The sequence below is a fragment of the Burkholderia pseudomultivorans genome, assembly GCF_902499075.1.
Classification (GTDB): Bacteria; Pseudomonadota; Gammaproteobacteria; order Burkholderiales; family Burkholderiaceae; genus Burkholderia; species Burkholderia pseudomultivorans.
Genome location: NZ_CABVPP010000003.1, coordinates 1 through 19,011, shown reverse-complemented (window position 1 = coordinate 19,011; position 19,011 = coordinate 1). Strand labels below are relative to the sequence as shown.

Annotated in this window: 15 protein-coding genes; 3 read left to right on the top strand and 12 right to left on the bottom strand. The window is 68.3% G+C overall.

The genetic code is table 11. The features are described from left to right. Positions 1 to 9 precede the first annotated feature (9 nt). Positions 10 to 1,959 carry an arylsulfatase gene (locus tag BST28156_RS03605; RefSeq protein ID WP_174901506.1) on the bottom strand — a complete coding sequence of 650 codons (1,950 nt, stop codon included), beginning with the start codon at positions 1,957 to 1,959 and terminating at the stop codon, positions 10 to 12. 667 nt (positions 1,960 to 2,626) lie between these two features. On the opposite strand from BST28156_RS03605, the gene BST28156_RS03600 reads away from it, so the two are divergent. Together BST28156_RS03600 and BST28156_RS34950 are read left to right on the top strand one after the other, a co-directional pair. Next, a complete protein-coding gene (locus BST28156_RS03600) occupies positions 2,627 to 4,186 on the top strand; it encodes a ShlB/FhaC/HecB family hemolysin secretion/activation protein (protein WP_254596341.1) in 1,560 nt (519 codons plus the stop codon). A gap of 146 nt (positions 4,187 to 4,332) precedes the next feature. Continuing rightward, positions 4,333 to 6,108 carry a filamentous hemagglutinin N-terminal domain-containing protein gene (locus BST28156_RS34950; RefSeq protein WP_174901504.1) on the top strand — a complete coding sequence of 592 codons (1,776 nt, stop codon included), beginning with the start codon at positions 4,333 to 4,335 and terminating at the stop codon, positions 6,106 to 6,108. Between the two features lie 145 nt (positions 6,109 to 6,253). On the opposite strand, the gene BST28156_RS03590 is transcribed toward BST28156_RS34950, so the two are convergent. From BST28156_RS03590 to BST28156_RS03570, 5 genes are all read right to left on the bottom strand, one after another. After that, complete coding sequence (locus BST28156_RS03590) at positions 6,254 to 7,558, bottom strand: MFS transporter (RefSeq protein WP_174901503.1); 1,305 nt, start codon at positions 7,556 to 7,558, stop codon at positions 6,254 to 6,256. 199 nt (positions 7,559 to 7,757) lie between these two features. Further along, complete coding sequence (locus BST28156_RS03585) at positions 7,758 to 8,093, bottom strand: hypothetical protein (RefSeq protein ID WP_174901502.1); 336 nt, start codon at positions 8,091 to 8,093, stop codon at positions 7,758 to 7,760. Between the two features lie 115 nt (positions 8,094 to 8,208). Further along, positions 8,209 to 9,393 carry a porin gene (locus BST28156_RS03580; RefSeq protein ID WP_060247557.1) on the bottom strand — a complete coding sequence of 395 codons (1,185 nt, stop codon included), beginning with the start codon at positions 9,391 to 9,393 and terminating at the stop codon, positions 8,209 to 8,211. 119 nt (positions 9,394 to 9,512) lie between these two features. Then, the gene (locus tag BST28156_RS03575; protein WP_060247559.1) at positions 9,513 to 10,295 is read right to left on the bottom strand and encodes an ABC transporter substrate-binding protein; all 783 of its coding nucleotides are present in this window, start codon (positions 10,293 to 10,295) and stop codon (positions 9,513 to 9,515) included. A gap of 38 nt (positions 10,296 to 10,333) precedes the next feature. Further along, entirely contained in the window at positions 10,334 to 11,503 is a 1,170-nt protein-coding gene (locus tag BST28156_RS03570) for a M20 aminoacylase family protein (protein ID WP_174901501.1), read from the bottom strand. A 135-nt stretch (positions 11,504 to 11,638) separates the two neighbouring features. On the opposite strand from BST28156_RS03570, the gene BST28156_RS03565 reads away from it, so the two are divergent. Then, positions 11,639 to 12,592: a LysR substrate-binding domain-containing protein gene (locus tag BST28156_RS03565; protein ID WP_060247563.1), complete on the top strand. Its 954-nt coding sequence runs from the start codon at positions 11,639 to 11,641 to the stop codon at positions 12,590 to 12,592. Positions 12,593 to 12,658: 66 nt separating this feature from the next. On the opposite strand, the gene BST28156_RS03560 is transcribed toward BST28156_RS03565, so the two are convergent. From BST28156_RS03560 to BST28156_RS03535, 6 genes are all read right to left on the bottom strand, one after another. Then, on the bottom strand, positions 12,659 to 14,965 hold the full coding sequence (locus BST28156_RS03560; protein ID WP_174901500.1) for a TonB-dependent receptor: 2,307 nt from the start codon (positions 14,963 to 14,965) through the stop codon (positions 12,659 to 12,661). A gap of 203 nt (positions 14,966 to 15,168) precedes the next feature. Then, complete coding sequence (locus BST28156_RS03555) at positions 15,169 to 16,383, bottom strand: MFS transporter (protein ID WP_174901499.1); 1,215 nt, start codon at positions 16,381 to 16,383, stop codon at positions 15,169 to 15,171. Then, on the bottom strand, positions 16,380 to 17,456 hold the full coding sequence (locus tag BST28156_RS03550) for an ABC transporter substrate-binding protein (protein WP_059480965.1): 1,077 nt from the start codon (positions 17,454 to 17,456) through the stop codon (positions 16,380 to 16,382). The genes BST28156_RS03555 and BST28156_RS03550 overlap by 4 nt, the downstream gene beginning before the upstream one ends. A gap of 35 nt (positions 17,457 to 17,491) precedes the next feature. Then, complete coding sequence (locus tag BST28156_RS03545; protein WP_009694203.1) at positions 17,492 to 17,902, bottom strand: ExbD/TolR family protein; 411 nt, start codon at positions 17,900 to 17,902, stop codon at positions 17,492 to 17,494. Further along, a complete protein-coding gene (locus BST28156_RS03540; protein ID WP_174901498.1) occupies positions 17,902 to 18,612 on the bottom strand; it encodes a MotA/TolQ/ExbB proton channel family protein in 711 nt (236 codons plus the stop codon). Before BST28156_RS03540 ends, BST28156_RS03545 begins: the two co-directional genes overlap by 1 nt. 41 nt (positions 18,613 to 18,653) lie before the next feature. Next, positions 18,654 to 19,011, bottom strand: a 358-nt coding sequence (locus BST28156_RS03535; RefSeq protein ID WP_254596340.1) for an energy transducer TonB, incomplete at its 5' end; no start/stop codon positions are given.

Genomic DNA, 19,011 nt, shown 5'->3' with positions numbered 1-19,011 from the left:
GCCCGATCCTCAGTAGTAGCCGCGCGGACGCAGCGGCTCGACGCCGCCGACGTTGCTCATGTAGGTCTTCCACTGGGCGACCAGCGTCTGGATCACCGACGGATTCTGCGCGGACACGTCGGTCGTCTCGCCGCGGTCCGACGCGAGATCGTAGAGCTGCCAGTGCCCGTCGAGCGGCCCGAGCGGCGGTTCGGTCCACAGCGCCTTCCAGCGGCCGTCGGCGCTGCGCAGGTACGCGCGGCCGTAGGCTTCGTCGCCGAACGGCGTCGTATGCACCTCGCCGGCGGCGCTGCCGGTCAGCACCGGCAGCAGCGACTGGCCCGTGACCGGATACACGTAGCGGTTGTTGTAGACGACCTTGCCCTTGTTCTGGTCGACGCCCGTCAGCGTATTGACGAGCGGCGGCGCCGGCTGCGACGGCGGCGTGACGCCCGCGACCGCGAGGAAGGTCGCGGTGTTGTCGGTCACGTGCGTGAACGCGCGCAGCGTCGGCAACTGCTGCGCCTGACCCGGCAGATGGACGATCGTCGGCGTCGATACGCCGCCTTCGGCCGAATAACCCTTCGTGAGCCGGAACGGCGTCGCGCTGACCTCGGCCCAGCGCAGCCCGTACTGCAGCCGCTGCGCGTTCTGCTTGCCGTTGTCGGTGCCGAGCGCCGAATAGGTCGGCTCCTGCGCGTTCGCGGTATCGGTCGCGGTCGGGTCCGCGCCCGAATCGATCGGCCAGCCTTCCGCGCCGTTGTCCGACTGGAACATGATGAAGGTGTTGTCGTACTCGCCGATGTCCTTCAGGTGCTGGATCAGCAGGCCGATGTTGTAGTCGAGGTTCTCGACCATCCCCGCATAGATCTCCATGTAGCGCGCCTGCGCCTTGCGCTCGGCCGGCGACAGGCTCGCCCACCGCTTGTCGACCTTGCCCGCGCCGTAGTCGCTGTAGCCGTCGGCCGCCGAATGCACGGCGCTGATGTACTTCGCGTTCGCGGTGCCGTCGTTCGCCGTCGCGGGCGACGCGGTGGTCGTCTCGGGCAGGCCGTCGAACGGCTTGAAGTCGGCCGGAATCAGGCCGAGCGCCTTTTGCCGTGCGATCCGCGCGTTGCGGATCGCGTCGTAGCCAGCATCGTAGACGCCCGCGTACTTGTGCAGCCACGGGTCCGGCACCTGCAGCGGCCAGTGCGGCGACGTGTACGCCGCGTACGCGAAGAACGGCTTGCCGTCCTGCCGGTTCGAATCGATGTACTCGATCAGCTTCTGCGTATAGAAGTTCGTCGAATAGAACACGGCCGGGCTGCCGCCCGCGCCGCCCGGCTGCCCGGGCTGGCCCGGCTGCACGTAGCGGCCGTCCTCGGTGTAGTTCGACGAGCCGGCCGGCTCGTGCGCGAAGTGGTTGGTCGCCGCGCCGCCGAGCAGCACGTAGCTGCGCTCGAAGCCCCACTGGTCGGGCGTCTGCCCGCTGCCGGTCGCGCTGCCGACGATCCCCGAGCCGATATGCCACTTGCCCGCGATATACGTGTGGTAGCCGGCATCCTTCAGCAGCTGCGCGACCGACAGCGCGCGGTCGTTCAGGTAGCCCTCGTAGCCGGGCAGTCCGCGCCGCTCGTCGGTCGGCACGCCCATCGTGCCCTCGCCGACCAGATGGTGATCGGTGCCTGAAATCAGCATCGCGCGCGTGATCGCGCACACCGTGCCCGTATGGTGGTTCGACAGGATGCGGCCCGACGCGACCAGCGCGTCGAGGTTCGGCGTATCGATCTCGCCGCCGAACGCATGGATGTCGGAGTAGCCGAGGTCGTCGGCCATGATGTACAGGATGTTCGGGTGCTTCGCCGCCGGCGTCGCATCGGCCTGCGGCGGCGTGCTTTCGCCGACGCCGCCGCACGAGGCGAGCGACAGCGCGCCGGCGGCGATCGCGCCGACGACGCGCAAACGGAACGGGACCAGACGTGACGCGGAGAGGCTCATGCTTGTATCACCTGATGATCGGGATCGGCGATGGTAGCGCCGGGCACGCGGCGGCCAAAGTCCGAATCGTCACAAGCAAACGGGCGGGTGGAATATCGGGACAGCCGAATGGCCGGGCATCGCGGCACGGGTGGGTGCGCCGGGCAGGTGCGTCGTCGCGTGTGCCGCGCATGGGGAATCTGGTGATCCCCGGAATCCGGATCCGGACGCGCGTTCGAACTTGTCTTATTGGATTTACGCTCTTATTCGTAAATTAACGATTAATTTACCGACAAGACTCGGACAGCAAATCATATAAATTCAAAAATCTCACACTCCAAACCCATACAAATCTGAACTTTAAAGATCAAAACAATCGAACCAAAAAACAACAACTCCACACTTCCCCAATCTCAATATCAAGCAAAAATCTCTGGTTATTCATGTAGATACAAAATCCCCACCGCTTATCCCATAAAAACAACCGCACCAAAATAAATCACGCAAGATAAAATCCGCGAGATTTCATCCCACTCTCCCTCCGGACATGCGTAACTCGATTTGCGCAGTGCGAGCAATATGCGCTGCCGCATTATTGTTGCGCTGCATTGCGTCCACCGCCCAGGACAGTCGCCCGATCCCGTCGCTTTCGGACGCTACGCGCCACCAGGAGCAGCAGATCGACCGGTTGCGGGAACAGCTCGCACCGTCGCCGGACGCGCTGTCCGCGCGAGCGCCGCGTGCATCCGATTCGTCAACGCTGCCGGTCGAATCGCCATGCTTCGCGGTCCATACGATCGAATGGCGGGGCGCCGACGCGTTTCCGTGGCTGGCGCGCGAAGCGCCGCCCGAACCCGTGTGCATCGGTCCGCACGGTCTGCGCATGCTGCGCGACCGGGTCACGCGCCGGCTGATCGCGCGCGGCTATATCACGTCCGCGGCCGGCATTCCGGAACAGGATCTGTCGAGCGGCCGGCTCGTCGTCGACATCCTGCCCGGCCGCATCGGTGCGATTCGCGACGAACACGGCCGGATCGGCCGGCCCGCCGCCCTCTTCCCGCAACACGCTCGCGGACTGCTCAACGTTCGCGATCTCGACCAGGCGCTCGAGAACGTGCGGCGGCTGCCCGGCCAGGCCGCGACCGCATTCGAGCTCGTGCCCGGCGCGACGCTCGGCGACACCGACATCGTCGTCCGCCATCCCGATGCCGCGCGCCGCGTTCGCTTCATCGCGACCGCCGACAACGCGGGGCTCGACGCGACAGGACGCAACCAGCTCGGCGCGATCGTCGCGATCGATTCGCCGCTGCACCTCTACGACCAGTTCGTCGCCACCTACAACACCGATGCCGCGCTGCGCGACAAGGCGCTCGGCTCGCAGGCAAAAAGCGCCGCCTGGAACGTGCCGGCCGGCTACGCATCGGTGTCGTTCGGCGTCAGCGAATGGACGTCGCGACAGACGCTGCCCGCCGATGCGCGCGGCATCGCCGGGCCGCCGCTCGCGCAGCGCACGCGCCGCTACGAGGCCGGGCTCGCATTCGTGCCGCACCGGTCGAGCCACGGCAAGACCACGCTGCGATTGCGCCTGTCGCGGCGCGAGGATCGCAGCTGGCTCGGCCCGACCGAGCTCGATGTGTACCGGCGCGACATCGTCGGCTACGACGTCGGCATCGCGCATCGCGAGAAGCTCGCGAACGGCTCGATCGACGCGGGTCTCGGCATGCGCGGCAGCGTCGCGGGGCTCAGCGCGCATCCGGGCCGCGTCAACGACCGGCCTTCGTGGGACGGCCGTTACCGGATCCTCACCGCGACGCTCGGCGGCGACGCGCGCTTCCGCATCGGGCCGCGCCGCGTCGGCTATCGCGGCGCCTTGCTGCTTCAGCATGCGCCCGGCACCGCGCCGTCGACCGAGTTCATGCAGATCGGCGGCCGCTACACGGTGCGCGGCTTCGACGGCAATCACACGCTCGCCGGCGCGAGCGGCTGGACCTGGCGCAACGAACTCGCGACAGGCGCGTTCGGCGCAAACGAAATCTATGCCGCGCTCGACGCGGGCCGCGTGGCCGGCGCCGGCGCGTCGGAGGGCGCCGGACGGGCGGGACGCACGCTCGTCGGCGCCGCGATCGGCATGCGCGGCGGCGACCGGCTGCTCGGCTACGGCGTCGCGCTCGGCGTGCCGCTGCGCAAACCCGCGTCGCTGCAGACGGCCGCGGTCGCGCTCGACGTGACGCTGACGGCCCGCTTCTGATTTTCGCGCGCATGCGCGCCTGTCGTTCGTCATGGAGGAAACATGTGATGTAGATCGCCATCCGCCCGCGGCCGCGCCCCGCGACGGCCCGCCACGGCCCGGCCTGCGCCGCGCCGGCCCTTCGAACCACCACCATCGGGAAGACCATGCAACACACCACCCAAGCACACCGCCCTTCGCCCCGGCCCGGCACGCGCCGCGCGCTGGTCGCCGCGCTCGCATGCACGATGCCGCTGCTCGCCGCGCAGCTCGCGCATGCTCAGGCAGCGCCGCTCGTCGTCGATCCGTCCGCCGCGAATCGCCCGGCGCTCGCGACCGCGGCGAACGGCACGCCGATCGTCAACATCACGGCGCCCGACAGCGCCGGCATTTCGCACAATCGCTTCACCGAGTACAACGTCAATCCGGCCGGCCTCGTGCTGAACAACAGCACGTCGGCAGTCGATACGCAGCTTGCGGGCCGCATCGACGGCAATGCGCTGCTCGGCGGCGCGCCCGCGTCGGTGATCCTGAACCAGGTAACGGGCGTCAATGCATCGGTGCTGGCAGGCGCGACGGAAGTCGCGGGGCAACGCGCGCGCGTGATCGTCGCGAATCCGAACGGCATCAGCATCGACGGCGGCAGCTTCATCAACGCGAACCGTGTATCGCTCGTCGCCGGCACCACGGAATTCGACGACGGCGGCACGATCCGCCGGTTCCGCACCGAAAACGGTCGCATCTCGATCGACGGCGCCGGACTCGACGCACGCAACGTCGACCAGCTCGACCTGGTCTCCCGCACGCTCAAGGTCAATGCGGCGCTGCACGCGCGCCGGGCGACGCTCGTCGCGCACCGCGGCACGGCGGACGTCGAACGGCCGGGGAGCAGCCAAGTCTCAAGCCGGGCCGACGGTGCGGTGCCCGACGTCGCAATCGACGTGTCGGCGCTCGGCAGCATGCATGCGTCCGGCATTACGATGCACGGCTCGTCGGCGGGTGTCGGCGTCAATCTCGCCGGCAAGGTCGATGCGGTCACGGGCGGGATCTCGATCCTGTCGGACGGACGCGTGCAGGTGCAGAACGGCGCGAGCCTGACGGGCGGTGGCGTCGCGATCGACGGCAATCTCGACAACGCCGGCACCGTGCGTGCCGGCAGCGGGCTCAGCTTGATGGGCAACCTGCGCAACGCATCGACCGGCCGGATCGAGAGCGACGGCGCGCTGTCGTCGATGGGCAGCGTGAGCAATGCCGGCGCCATGCACGCGGATGGCTCGATGAGCCTGATGGGCTCGCTGGTGAACGAACGCAGTGGCCGGATCAGCAGCTACGGCCGGATCAACCGGATGGGCGGGATGACCAATCTGGGCGAACTGGTGCAGTTCATGAAGCGGCCGGAGGCGGCGGCGCCGGTGGGTGACAAGCCGGTCGCGCCGACTGCGCCCGTTGTTGTCGTAGAGAAGCCTGTTGAGCCTGAAACTGCCACACCGGTGGCGGAAAAACCGGTCGCGCCGACGTCGCCGGTTGTTGTCGCAGAGAAGCCCGCTCAGCCGGAAACCTCGGCGCCGATCGCGGAAAAGCCGATCGCGCCGACTCCGCCCGTCGTGATCGCAGAGAAGCCCACTCAACCGGAAACCTCGGCGCCGGTCGCGGAAAAACCGATCGCGCCGACTCCGCCGGTCGTCATTGCCGAGAAACCTGCTCAACCGCAAATCCGGCCACCGGTCGCGAACCCATTCGTTCCGCCGATCGCCGTCTCGGTGTTCCCGCCGATGCCGGCATTCCCGCCGGCCGTGTTCATCCCGAGCCGCCCGTTCGTCACGCCGCCGTTCGCGTTCAGGCCGATTCCGGCGCCCGTGGTCCCGACGTTCGGCACGATAGCGATGCCGCCGATGTTCGCGCAGCCGGCCGCGTTCAATCTCGCGTTCGCGCCGAGGTTCTGATCGTCGCCGGCAGGTCGGCGGCTCGCCGCCGACCGCGACTCATGTCGCATCGAGTCGGCCACGCCCGGTCGCCGCCCGCATCATGCGCGGCGTCCGGGCGTCTCTCCTCGAAGCGGATTCATCGCCCCACCTTCCCGCCCGCGCCTCACACCCGCCGCTCCGTCATCGGCATCGCACGCCGCGACGCGATCCGCAAGCCGAGCACGCCGCCCGCGAGCAGCGCGACCGCAACGAGCAGCAGCGCGAGATCGTACGAATGCGTGACGTCCTTGATCCGCCCCATCACCGGCGGCAGCGCCAGGCCTGCGATATTCGCGACCGCGTTGATCAACGCGATCGACGCGGCCGCCGTCAGCCCCGATACATACTCGGTCGTCACGGCCCAGAACACCGGCGTCGCCGCCCAGTTGAAACCGACCGCGAGCACCAGCAGCGCATACGCGACGGGCAGCACAGGCGTGTAGATCGCGCCCGCGAGCAACGCGCCGGCGAGCAGCATCGGCACGCCGAGATGCAGCGCACGCTCGCCGCCGAGATCCGAATGCCGGCCGTTCACATACATCGCGACACACGCGAACAGGAACGGCAGCGCCGACAGGCTGCCGGCCGCAAAACTCGATTGCCCGGACAGGCTCTTCACCAGCAGCGGCAGGAACAGCGTCAGGCCGATCGTGCCGAACGCCTGCAGCAGCCAGAACGCGGCCAGCGCCCACACCTTGCCGTCGCCGAACGCGCGGCGCAGCGCGACACCGTGCGACAGGTGCTCGCGCGGCGCACTGTCGCGCAGCGTCGCCTCGAGCCACGCGCGTTCGTCGGCCGGCAGCCAGCGCGCATGCGCGGGCGTATCGGGCAGACGGCGCAGCACGACGATGCCGAGCAGCAGCGCCGGCACGCCTTCGAGCAGGAACAGCCAGCGCCAGCCCTCGACGCCGAACACGCCGTTCAGGTTCAGCAGCGCGCCGGACAGCGGCAATCCGATCACCGACGCAAGCGTCGCGCCGATATAGAAGAACGACATCGCACGCGCGCGATCGCTCGCCGGATACCACGCGGACAGGTAGTAGATGATCCCTGGCGTGAAGCCGGCCTCGGCCGCACCGAGCAGCAGGCGCATCGCGTAGAGTTCGCCGGGCGTGCGCACGGCGCTCATCGCGGCCGCGACGATGCCCCACGTGATCATGATGCGCGCGATCCAGCGGCGTGCGCCGACGCGCGCAAGAAACAGGTTGCTCGGCACTTCGAACAGGATGTACGTCACGTAGAACAGCCCGGCGCCGAGCCCGTACATTTCCGCACTGAGGCCGAGGTCGGCGTTCATCTGCAGCGCGGCGACCGAGATGTTCGAGCGGTCGATGTACGCGACGAGGTACAGCAGCATCAGGAACGGAATGAGGCGCAGGTTCAGGCGCCGCATCGTCGCGGCGTGCAACTGCGGGACGGCAGCGGTCATCGATGTGTCTCCTGGATCGTGTCGCCGGCCGGCGCGGCTTCGCGCACGGCCGGCAGCAGCGTCGCGCCGCGTGGTGCGCGACGTCATGCAATGCAGTCTAGGAGTGACGGGAAAATCGCGTCAATTATCGGGAAGCCGTCTCGATATGTGAGATATCGGCATGCCGGTGCGCGACAGGCTGCGTGCACACGCCCGTCGCTCAGTAGCGCATCACGAGATACAGCCCGGCTGCCGCCAGCGCCATGCCGGGCCATGCGAGCGCGCCGATCGTCTCGCCGAGCACCGCCAGCGCGAACGCGAGCGCCCACGGCGACGCGATCGCGACCGAGCCTCGCGCGAGGATCACCAGCACCGCGCCGGCGAGCAGCGCGACGACACAGGCATAGCGCAGCGCGAGAAACGTCAGCGGGTCCGCATCGCGCAAGCCGAGCTTCAGGAACACGAAGCCGCCCGACCACAGCAGCAGGAACAGCACAGGCGCTGCGCGCAGCCAGCCGGGCTTGCGACCGAGATCCGATGCGTCGGCCACGCTCATGGGTTTTCCGAAACGGTTGCGATGCGGCCATCATGCGCGCCGGCGACGCACCCGTCAGGCGGCGGATGCAGAATGAGCGGCGGCGCGATCGCGCCGCCGCTGCTGCATTGTCCGCTCAGAACTTGTGCCGGATCCCCGCGTGCACCATCACCTGCTTCGACGTCGACGACAGGTCCGCCGCGCCCGGGATATACGCCTGATCGAGCGACGAGCCCGTCGCGTCGCCGGCGACGCGCTGGTAGGCGCCCATCACGTACAGGTCCGTGCGCTTCGACAGGTTGTAGTCGGCCATCAGCCCGATCGAATGGATCTTCGGCTTCGCGGTGCCGGTCGTCGCGTCGTAGCGCACCGTCGTGTACACGTACTGCGCACCGACAAAGAACGCGGGCGTGAACTGATACTTGCCGTTGACTTCGAAGTTCTGGTACTTGATCGACGTGACCGTTCCGCCGGCAAGCGGGCCCGTCACCGGCTCGATCGTCTCGTCGCCGAACAGGTAGCCGACGTTCGCGCTTGGCCGCGTGACGTTGCTGTTCGTGTACGCGAACCCGACCGTCGCCGGCCCCGCCGTATAGTTGACGCCCGCGCCGAAAATCCGCAGCCGCGACGACACGAAGTTCGCGTCGGCCCCGACCGAGCCCGATCCGGCGATCGCGCCGCCCGAGGTCGCGCCCGGGTTATTCGCGTTCAGGAACGCCGCGCCGACCAGCAGCCCGCCGTGCTCGTACTGCGCGCCGACACTCCATTGACGGTTGTTCGCGAAGCCCGTGTCGTTGCTGAAGCTGTACGTGCCGCCGAACGAGAAGCCGGCGAAGTCCGGGCTCGCGTATTTCACCGTGTTGTTCACGCGGAACGTGTTGCCGGTGTTGTCGTTGTCGAGCGGATGCGAGAACGGGTAGACGCCCCAGCTTCCGTTCGCGGTCGTCGGCGCGAGATAGTCGACGACCGAATCGTACTGGCGGCCGAGCGTCAGCGTGCCGTAACGCGTGCTGCCGAGCCCGACATACGCCTGCCGCCCGAACATGCGGCCGCCCTGCGCGAGCGTGCCGCTGTTCACGTTGAAGCCGTTCTCGATCTGGAACAGCGCGCTGTAGCCGCCGCCCAGGTCCTCGGTGCCCTTCAGGCCCCAGCGGCTGCCCTGCGCGAAGCCGCTTGCCATCTGCCACGCGCTGTGGCCGCCGACGTTGTTCGTATAGTCGATGCCCGCATCGACGAGGCCGTACAGCGTCACGTTGCTCTGCGCGAACGCGGGCGCCGCACACAGCGCCGGAATCGCGACGAAAGCCAGTCTCCAGTTCATTCGTGATCCTTATTCATTTTTTGATGCCTCGCGCGATGCGAATCGTCGTTCGCCCGTCGTCGGGCATCGTTCCCCTGCCGTTCCCGGCGCGTAGCGCACGCGCCGGGCCCCCTTCCCGCTTACTTCGCGCCGTAGATGTCGAAGTCGAAGTACTTGCGGTTGATCCGCTGATACGTGCCGTTCGCGAGAATCGTCGCGAGCGCGCGATTGAACGCCTCGCGCAGGTCGGTGTCCTGCTTGCGCAGGCCGAGCCCGTCGCCCTGTCCGAAATACTTGACGTCGTCGATCGGCGCGCCGACGAACGCGAAATCCTTGCCCTGCGGCTTCTTCAGGAAGCCGTCGCTGGCCGCGATCGAGGCCTGGAACGCCGCGTCGAGACGCCCGGTGACGAGGTCGGCATAGACCTGGTCCTGATTCTGGTACGACACGATCTGCGCGCCGGCCGGCTGCCAGTTCGCGATCGCGTAGTCGGCCTGCGCGGAGCCCTGCTCGACGCCGATGCGCTTGCCTTTCAGCGAATCCGCGCTCGGCAGCAGCGGCGAGCCCTTGCGCGCGATCAGCCGCGCGGGCGCATTCGAGATCCGGTTCGTGAACGCGATCTGCTGCGCCCGCTTCGGCGTGATCGTCATCGACGACGCGATCACGTCGAACTTGCGCGCGAGCAGCCCCGGAATCATCCCGTCGAAGCTCGATTCGACCCACACGCAGCGCGCATGCAGCTCCGCGCACAGCGCGTTCGTAATATCGATGCCGAATCCGGTCAGCGTGCCGTCGGGCAGCTTGTATTCGAGCGGCGGGTAGGTCGGATCGACCGCGAGGCGGATCTCCTTGCCCGTCCAGTCGCCGGCATGCGCCGCTCCTGCCGCCAGCGCCACCGCGAGCGCCATCGTCCATTTCTTCATTGCCAGTCTCCTTGTGTGAATCGAAATCGTCCGGCGCGTCACGCGAGGTAGCGCTCGGCCAGCGCGACCCAGTAGCTCGCGCCCGTCGCGAGGCACGCGTCGTTGAAGTCGTAGCCGGGGTTGTGCAGCCCGCAGCCGGCCGCGCCCTCGCCGTTGCCGATCGACAGGTAGCTGCCGCGGCACGCGTTCAGCATGAACGCGAAATCCTCGCTGGCCGCGATCGGCCGCAGATGCGGGATCAGCGAATCGTCGCCGCCCCATTCGCGCGCGACGTCGCGCGCGAACGCCGTTTCCTCAGGATGATTGACCAGCACCGGATAGCCGTGCCGGTAGTCGATCTCGGCCGTCGCACCGTAGCTCGCGGCCTGTCCGTGCACGATCTCGTGGATGCGCCGCTCGAGCAGCGCACGCACGTCCGGCGACAGCGCGCGCACGCTCAGTTCGAGTTCCGCATGCGGAGGAATCACGTTCGACGCGGTGCCCGCGTGGATCGAGCCGGCCGTGACGATCGCCAGCTCCTGCGGGTTCACGTTGCGCGACACGATCGTCTGCAGCGCCATCACGATCGATGCGCACACGACCACCGGATCGATCGTCGTGTGCGGCGCCGCGCCGTGCCCGCCGCGCCCGGTCACGCGCACGCGCACCTCGTCGGCCGAGGCCATCGCGGCGCCGTCGCAGAAGCCGAGCACGCCGGCCGGCAGGCCCGGCACGTTGTGCATCGCGAACACCGCGTCGCACGGGAACTGCTCGAACAGCCCGTCGTCGAGCATCCGCTTCGCGCCGCCGAGCCCTTCCTCGGCCGGCTGGAAAATCAGGTTCAGCGTGCCGTGGAAACGCTCGCGCTGCGCGAGGCAGCGCGCGGCGGCCAGCAGCATCGCCGTGTGGCCGTCGTGGCCGCATGCGTGCATCACGCCTTCGCGGCGGCTTGCGTGCGGCAGCCCGGTCGTCTCGACGATCGGCAGCGCGTCCATGTCCGCGCGCAGCCCGAGCCGCTTGCCGGCGCCGCGCGCGAGCGTGCCGACCACGCCCGTGCCGCCGAGGCCGCGTGTGACCCGATAACCCCATGTTGTCAGGCATTCGGCCACCAGATCGCTGGTCGCGTGCTCCTGGAAGCCGAGTTCCGGATGCGCGTGCAGCCGGCGCCGCAGCGCGATCATGTCGGCCTCGATCGCCGCCATTTCAGGTGGAATGCGTGCTGGATTCAACCCCGATACTCCTCGATGCCTGTCGTCGCCGATCGCCGGGATGGCGGATCGTGGCAGGATCGTATGCAGCGAAAATCCCGGCGAACAGCCCCGGTTTCGTTATGATGACAACATTTGGTTGTCAGGTATCGCACCATGAAACTGCATCAACTGCAGGCGCTCGTCGCGAGCGCCGAAGCCGGAAGCATCCGCGGCGCGGCGCGCACGCTCGGGCTGTCGCAGGCGGCCGTCACGCGCGCGCTGCGCGAACTGGAGGCCGGCGAGCGGCTGCCGCTGCTCGTGCGCGCGCCGGAAGGCATCGGCTTCACCGCATATGGAAAGGCGCTGCTGACGCATGCGAAGCTGGTGCTCAAGCAGCTCGAACACGCGCACGACGATCTCGCGCAGATGCGCGGTCGCATCGAGGGGCGGCTGAGCGTCGGCGTCACGCCGTGGCTGACGCTGACCTTCCTCGCGGAAACGGTGCTGCGCTTTCGCGAGCGGATGCCCGACGTGCGGCTCGAACTCTACGAAGCGCTGATGGCCGTCGCGCAGCCGCTGCTGCGCGACGGCAGCATGGATTTCGCGCTCGGCCACGTGCAGCCGGGCGGCAGCGCGCAGGAATTCGCGTTCGAGCCGATGCTGCGCTACGACACGTCGGTGATGGTGCGCGCCGGTCATCCGCGCGAGCGTGCGCGGTCGATCCACGAACTGCTCGACGACGACTGGGTGCTGAATTCGACGGCCGACGGCCAGACCGCGCTCGTCGACTACCTGTTCACGCGCCACGGCGCGCAGCTCGACGAACGGCGCATCGTGCGCGCGCAATCGGTGTCGATGCTGCAGACGATGCTCGAACAGGCCGACATGTGCACGTGGTGCCCGACGATCCTGGCCGCGGTGCCGACCTTCGGCGAACGGATGCGGGCGCTGTCGCTGCAGGAGACCTTCGAGCCGCGCGAACTCGGCATCGTCACGCGGCGCAGCAGCACGCTGAGCGACGCGGCGCGCTGCTTCATCGACTGCCTGCTGCAGGTGATCCGCCGGCATGCGCGCTCGGCGCGCAAGGAGGACCTGGCGCTGTTCAGGACGGTGTCGCTGATGATCTGATGCGGGGCGAACGCGACGCGCCACCGCGCCGCGTCACGTCGCTCGTCATCGCCGCGGGGTCCTGCGTCAGATCTTCGCGGTCAGCGTGATCCCGACCGTGCGCGGATCACCGTACAGCACCGGATACGCGCCATACGACGGCAACAGTTCGAGCTTCTTGTAGACCTTGTTGGTCAGGTTCGTCACATAGCCCGTCACGATGTACTTCTGGTTCGGCGTCGTGTACGACACATGCGCGTTCAGCACCGTATAGCCGCCCTGCCAGAGCTGCGGCAAGGTCTGCCGCGTCGCGCTGAAGTATTCGCGGCTGCGGTAGTTGACGTCGCCGCCGGCCGTCAGCGTGCCGAACGACACCGGCACGCGGTAATCGAAGCCCGCGTTGATCGTCGTATGCGGCGACCGCGCGAACGAGTTGCCGACCGCGGTCGGCACGTAGCGGAACTCGGTGTAGCGCGTATTCAGCATCCCGAGGTTCGCAAACAGGTAGAGGCTGTTGATCGGCTGCGCCTTCAGTTCGAGCTCGAAGCCGTCCGCGCGTCCCTGCCCCGCGTTCGACAGCGTCGACACCGGCGGCCCGCCGAACGGGTTCGGCGCGAGCGCGAAGACCTGGATGTCGCGGTAGTCGTAGTGGAACACGCTCGCGTTGACGATTAGGCGCTTGTCGAACCACTCGCTCTTGATCCCCACTTCATAGTCGGTCAGGTATTCCGGCGACACGGTCGACACCGTGCTTTGCGTATACGCGTTGCCGTTGTAACCGCCCGATCGGAAGCCGCGCGCATAGCGGAAGTACGCACGCACGTTGCTGGCGAGCGCGTATTCGGGCGTAAAGTCCCAGGTCGGCGCGCGCCACGTGTTCGTCTGGTTCTGCCGCGCGCTGACCGCGAGCGGCGACGACACCGACGACGGCGACCACCAGCTGTTCGGATCGCTGAACGTCACGTTGCCGGTATCCTGCAGCCCAGTCAGGTTGATGTTCTTGCGCTCGATCGTGTAACGCAGCCCGGCCGTCACGTTGAAGCGGTCGGTGAAGCGGTACTTGACGCTGCCGAAGATCGCCGCGCTCTGCGTATGCTGCGTGAGGTCGGTCAGGTGATAGTACGCTGGCGACGGCGAGCCGGGCAGCCCGCCGCCCGCGCCCTGCTCCGCGAGCTGCTCGGTGAACAGGTGCGTGCCGACGAGCCAGCTCAGCCGGTCGTTCTGCGGCGATTCGAGACGGAACTCCTGCGAAAACTGGCGACTCGACAGCCGGTCGTGCGTACGCGCGGCGTCGAACGGCGAATAGTCCTCGTCGTCCTGATACCAGCGATGCAGCCCTTCGAACGCGGTGATCGACGTCAGCGTCACGGCCGGATTGATGCGCCAGTGCGCAGTCAGCGACGTGCCCCAGGTCGAGATGTGATCGCTCGACGGCGCGTTGAGCGACACCGTATACGGATCGCTCGACCCGACGAAGCCGAACTGGTTCGCGCCGCTCGGCCCAGCACCTTCCGCATGCCACGCATTGCCGCCGCCCGTATAGTTTCGGCCGTGGATGTTGAACAGGAAGTCGGTATCCGACGTCGGCACGGCCAGCACCTGGAAACGCACCGCGTTGTCGTGGAAGCCGCCGAAGCGGCCCTGCTGCACGGTGTTCGTATAGAAGCTGTCGGCGTTCTCGTGATACACCGACACGCGCGCGGCGAGCACGTCGTTGTTGCCGATCGGCCCGCCGATCGCGGCTTCCGCGAGCCGGCTGTTGTACTGGCCGATGCCAAGCTTGCCGTAGCCGCTCACGTCGAACGTCGGCTTCTGCGACGTGATGCTGAGCGCGCCGCCGACGGTATTCTTGCCCCACAGCGTGCCCTGCGGCCCGCGCAGCACTTCGATGCGGTCGAGATCGAACAGCGGGAAGCCCTGCCCGAACACGCTATTGATATACACGTCGTCGAAATAGACGCCGATCGGGCTCAGCGACAGGTCCGACGGATCGTTGCTGCCGACGCCGCGCAGGAACCAGCGCGGCCGCTCGCGGCCTTCGGTCGACTGGCCGGTGAAGTTCGGCACGTACTTCGTCACGTCGTTGACCACGCGCAGCTCGTTGTTCCTGATCGCGTCGCCGCCGATTGCGCTGACCGCAACCGGCACGTCCTGGATGCTCTCCTTGCGCCGGCGCGCGGTCACCGTCACCGCGCCGAGGTTCGTTTCATGCGCGGTGGTCGCGCTCTTCTTCCGCGACGGCAGGGAAGCCGCATCGGCGGCAGCCTGCTGCGCCGGGTTTGCGTCCGGCGTCCCCGCCGTCGTCGCGCCGTCTTCCGCCCATGCGGGCATCGATACGAAGCCGCCCGTCAGCAGTCCCCCCAGCGCGGTGACGATTACTTTTTTCCTGAACATCGATGAGTTATCCTGTTTGATCGGTTGAACGCATGTGCGTGCGCGACGCACCACGTTGGGTATTGCAATTCGGATGCCAGCATCGACATGCCCACGGCACGGGGGTTTGCGCCGCACGCACGACGAGCCGTTGCTGCCTGCGCATCTGTGAGGTGGTGTCGGGGTGTTTGCCACGCAACACTCGCGTGTCGCATCGCAAGGCGTCATCGCGCATCCGCGGACAGCGGCAGCGCGGCATCGCGCCGCGCGCGCCGCAGCATGACTGCACTGATGCCCACCACCGGCAGCCAGCACAGAAACACCGACGGCAACCCGACCATCGGCGCAAGCGCGCTACCGGCGAGCGGGCCGCAGAACGCGCCCGTCATCGACGCGAGGTTGTAGAGGCTCGATACCTGGCTCTTGTCGACGGGATGACGGCCAAGGCGCTGCATGTTGACGAGATGCAGCAGCGACGAGCCCGCGCACAGTGCGGCCAGCCCCGCGCCGACGATCCACGCCTCGCGCGCGAGGCCGAGCGCGAGCAGTCCCGTGACGCCGCCCGCGACACTCAATGCGTAGCAGCGCGCGTCGCCCCAGCGCGACGCGACGCGGCCGAGCCCGAACAACGCGACCACGGCGACGACGCCTTGCAGCGTCAGCAGCGCGACCGCCTGCGTCTGCGACAGACGCAGATACTGGATCGCGAGCACGACCGTGTAGGTGCCGGCCAGCGAGCGCGTCGCGCTGTTCACGGCTTCGGTTGCGAGCTGTTCCCGCACGTCGCGATGGTTCGCGAGCGACAGCAGCGCGCGCAGGCCGCCCGTGCCGGGATGCGCGGCGCCCGACGCAGCGGTATCCGCATCGCCGAGCAGCGCGCGGCTGAACAGCGCCATCCCTGCGAAACTCGCCGACACTGCGCAGAACGTCGCGACCGGCCCGTGCGCGCCGATCAGCCAGCTCGCGAGCCACGGCCCCGTCATGCCGGTGCCGACCGACATCGCCGCGCGATACCAGCCGGCGCGCGCGACGCCGATCTGCGCGAGGCGCGCGAGAAACACACCGCCGATCGATACGATGCGAAACGGGATGCACAGTCCGATCAGCCATTGCGTAAGCGCGATCAGCGGCCATGCGCCGGTAAACGGCACGACAAGGTTCAGCAGCATCGGTCCGAGGCTCGCGGTGAAATACACGCGCCGCGCGCCGTAACGGACGATGAGCAGCCCGGCCGGCAGCGTCATCAGCGCGATACCGAGCGGTTCCATCGCCGCGATGATGCCGAGCTTCGCGCTGTCGACGCCGAGCTGCAACGCATAGAGCGTCGTCGCGAGCTGCGCCATGCTGATCGTCGTGCCGCTCGCGAGCGCGAGCAGCATGAAGCCGCCCGTGAAGCGCTCGCGCAGCCATGCGCCGGCGACGCGGTTCGCCGTGCTCACCGCGCCGCGTCGCGAGACAGCGCCGCGATGCCGTCGAACGCGCGCCGGTCGATCCATGCGCGCATGTCGAAATCGGCCGGCAAGAAATGCCAGTCGACGAGGAAGCGCTTGAAATCGTCGAGCGCGGCGATCGACGCGTCGTCGAGATCCGTGCGCAGGCGCCGATGCACGTCGGCGCCGTAGGCAAGCCGCAGCCAGTCGTGGCCCGAGCCCGTCTCTCGGCCGAGGTAGCCGAGCACTTCGTGTTCGTGGTCGCGCGCCCAGCCTTCGACGTCGGTCACGCGCGCGAGAAAGCGGCTGACGATGTCCGGATGCCGGTCGAGCGTCGACGCGTTGACGGTCAGCGGCCGCGGCGAACCATTGTTGATGCGGATTTGCGGATCCGGATGGAAGCCGATGTCGACGACCGGCTGCGCGCCGATCAGATGTGCGGTTTCGAGGCCGAGCGAGCCCTTCACGTAGATCGCATCGACGTCGCCACGCACCAGCGCGGCCGCCTCGGCCGCATAGAGCCGGCGGCTCGACAGGCTCGCGGGATGGCTGAACGCCGCCTCGCGGGTCGCCGGCGTCGGCACCGGTGCACGCAGGTTCGACGCGGGCACGTCGACCCATTCGACGTCGGCGGCGCCGAGCCCGTCGAGCGACAGCGCGCTGACGAAGCCGCGCAGCGCGGCCGCACGGAAGATGTCGATCCGCTCGCCGTCGCGGCGCGGCAGTCCGATACGCCGGCCGCGCAGGTCCCTCGGCCGCTTCAGCCCGGCTTCCGGCAGCGCGACGATCGCCTGCGCCTCGTCGACCCAGGTCAGCGCGATCGCGCGCGTGTCCGCGCCGGCCGCGCGCGCCCACAGCGCGGGAATGCTGCCGCCCTGCCGGAACGCGTTGTCGAGCGAATGATCGATATGCGCGTGATGCAGCGTCGCGTGCTGGCTCTCCTGCAGCGCGCGCACGGTGATGCCGTCGCCGGCGAATTCGCTGTCGAGCCAGCCGAGATGCGCGGCGATGCCGAGCGGCGTCGGCACGGGACAGCGCGTGTACCAGATCGACTGGACCTTGTGTGAAGCCGTGGTGCTCATGAATGCGTTCGGTAAAGGAGTCGTGGAAAGCCGCATCAGCCGCGTGGCGCGGTCAGCACCGACAGCCGCGTGATGCCCGCATGCTCGATCGCGGCCATCAGCTTCGCGACCGTGCCGTACGGCACGTGCTCGTCCGCCTGCAGGTCGAGCGCGACGTCGGGCCGGCCCGCCTTCAGCGCCGCGAGCTCGGCCGGCACCGCAGCGAGCGCGACCGCGCGCTTGTCGAGATAGACGACGCCCTTGTCGTCGACGCTCACGGTGACGTTCGGCTTGCGATCGGCGGGCGCGGTCGCGACCGTGTTCGGCAGGTTCACGTGGACCGCGTTGTTCAGCAGCGGCGCGGTGACGATGAAGGCGACGAGCAGCACCAGCATCACGTCGACGAGCGGCGTGATGTTGATTTCGCTGAGCACGTCGTCGTTGTCGGAAGAGGACGAGAAAGCCATTATGCGAACGCCTCCTGACGGGTTTCGGTCGCGCGGCGCGCCGGCGCAGCCGCAGCGGCCGGCACGCGGAAGCCGGCCTTCTGCGCGAGCGTGACGAAGTCGGTCGCGAACGCGTCGAGATCGGCCGACGCGGCCTTCACGCGCCGCACGAAGAAGTTGTACGCGAGCACGGCCGGCACGGCGACCGCGATGCCGATGCCGGTCGCGACGAGCGCTTCGCCGATCGGTCCGGCAACGACGTCGATGCTCGCCGACGCGCTGTGCGTGATCGCGGTCAGCGCATGGATGATGCCGAACACGGTGCCGAACAGCCCGACGAACGGCGCGGTGCTGCCGATCGACGCGAGCACCGCGAGCCCCGCTTCCTCGCGGCGGCGTGCGTGCTGGATCTGCTGGCGCAGATGGCGTTCGAGTAGGTCGTGGCGGTTCCAGCTGTGTTCGAGGTCGTGCGCGTTGCCCTCGTCGGCGCGCCGCAGCACGTCGAAGCCGGTGGCCGCGAGCTCGCCTGCGGGGCTGTTCGCGCCGTCGAGCGCGGCCGCTTCCTGGAAGCTGTTCGCAGCCCAGAACGCCTTCGTGTAACGCCGGTTGCGCGCGCTCGCGCGCAGGCTCTGGATCGCCTTCACGACGATCAGCGTCCACGTGACGACGGAGAAGATGACGAGCAGCCAGAGCGCGCCCTGGACGATGAAAGTGGTCGAGATACCGTTCATGGTTTGCATTCCCTTGAAGATGTGACGAGCTGATCCGTGGGTCAGCCCAGCTTGAAATCGATCGGCACGTTTACCCAGCCGTCGACGGCCTCGTCGCCGCGTTTCGCGGGCACGAAGGTCCAGCGCCGGACGGCGGCAAGCGCCGCGTTGTCGAGCACGCGCCGGCCGCTGCTCGTCTTCACCTCGACCGAGTCGGGCGAGCCGTTCGCAAGCACGTGCACGCGCAGCACGACGCGCCCTTCCCAGCCCTGGTCCTGCGCGAACGCCGGATAGTCGGGCGCCGGGTTGCGCAGATAGGCCGCGTCGCCGATCGGCGCGGTTTCGCGGACGGGCGCGGCAGGCGTCGGCGCAGGCGCGGGCGCGGGTGTCGCAGGCGCGGCCGCCAGCGGCGTCGCGGCC

Bases quoted from the DNA above. Each gene is read 5' to 3' on its own strand.
- BST28156_RS03580 (WP_060247557.1), bottom strand. From the start codon at position 9,393: ATGAACTGGAGACTGGCTTTCGTCGCGATTCCGGCGCTGTGTGCGGCG.
- BST28156_RS03605 (WP_174901506.1), bottom strand. From the start codon at position 1,959: ATGAGCCTCTCCGCGTCACGTCTGGTCCCGTTCCGTTTGCGCGTCGTC.
- BST28156_RS03545 (WP_009694203.1), bottom strand. From the start codon at position 17,902: ATGGCTTTCTCGTCCTCTTCCGACAACGACGACGTGCTCAGCGAAATC.
- BST28156_RS03565 (WP_060247563.1), top strand. From the start codon at position 11,639: ATGAAACTGCATCAACTGCAGGCGCTCGTCGCGAGCGCCGAAGCCGGA.
- BST28156_RS03540 (WP_174901498.1), bottom strand. From the start codon at position 18,612: ATGAACGGTATCTCGACCACTTTCATCGTCCAGGGCGCGCTCTGGCTG.
- BST28156_RS03550 (WP_059480965.1), bottom strand. From the start codon at position 17,456: ATGAGCACCACGGCTTCACACAAGGTCCAGTCGATCTGGTACACGCGC.
- BST28156_RS03585 (WP_174901502.1), bottom strand. From the start codon at position 8,093: ATGAGCGTGGCCGACGCATCGGATCTCGGTCGCAAGCCCGGCTGGCTG.
- BST28156_RS03560 (WP_174901500.1), bottom strand. From the start codon at position 14,965: ATGTTCAGGAAAAAAGTAATCGTCACCGCGCTGGGGGGACTGCTGACG.
- BST28156_RS34950 (WP_174901504.1), top strand. From the start codon at position 4,333: ATGCAACACACCACCCAAGCACACCGCCCTTCGCCCCGGCCCGGCACG.
- BST28156_RS03590 (WP_174901503.1), bottom strand. From the start codon at position 7,558: ATGACCGCTGCCGTCCCGCAGTTGCACGCCGCGACGATGCGGCGCCTG.
- BST28156_RS03575 (WP_060247559.1), bottom strand. From the start codon at position 10,295: ATGAAGAAATGGACGATGGCGCTCGCGGTGGCGCTGGCGGCAGGAGCG.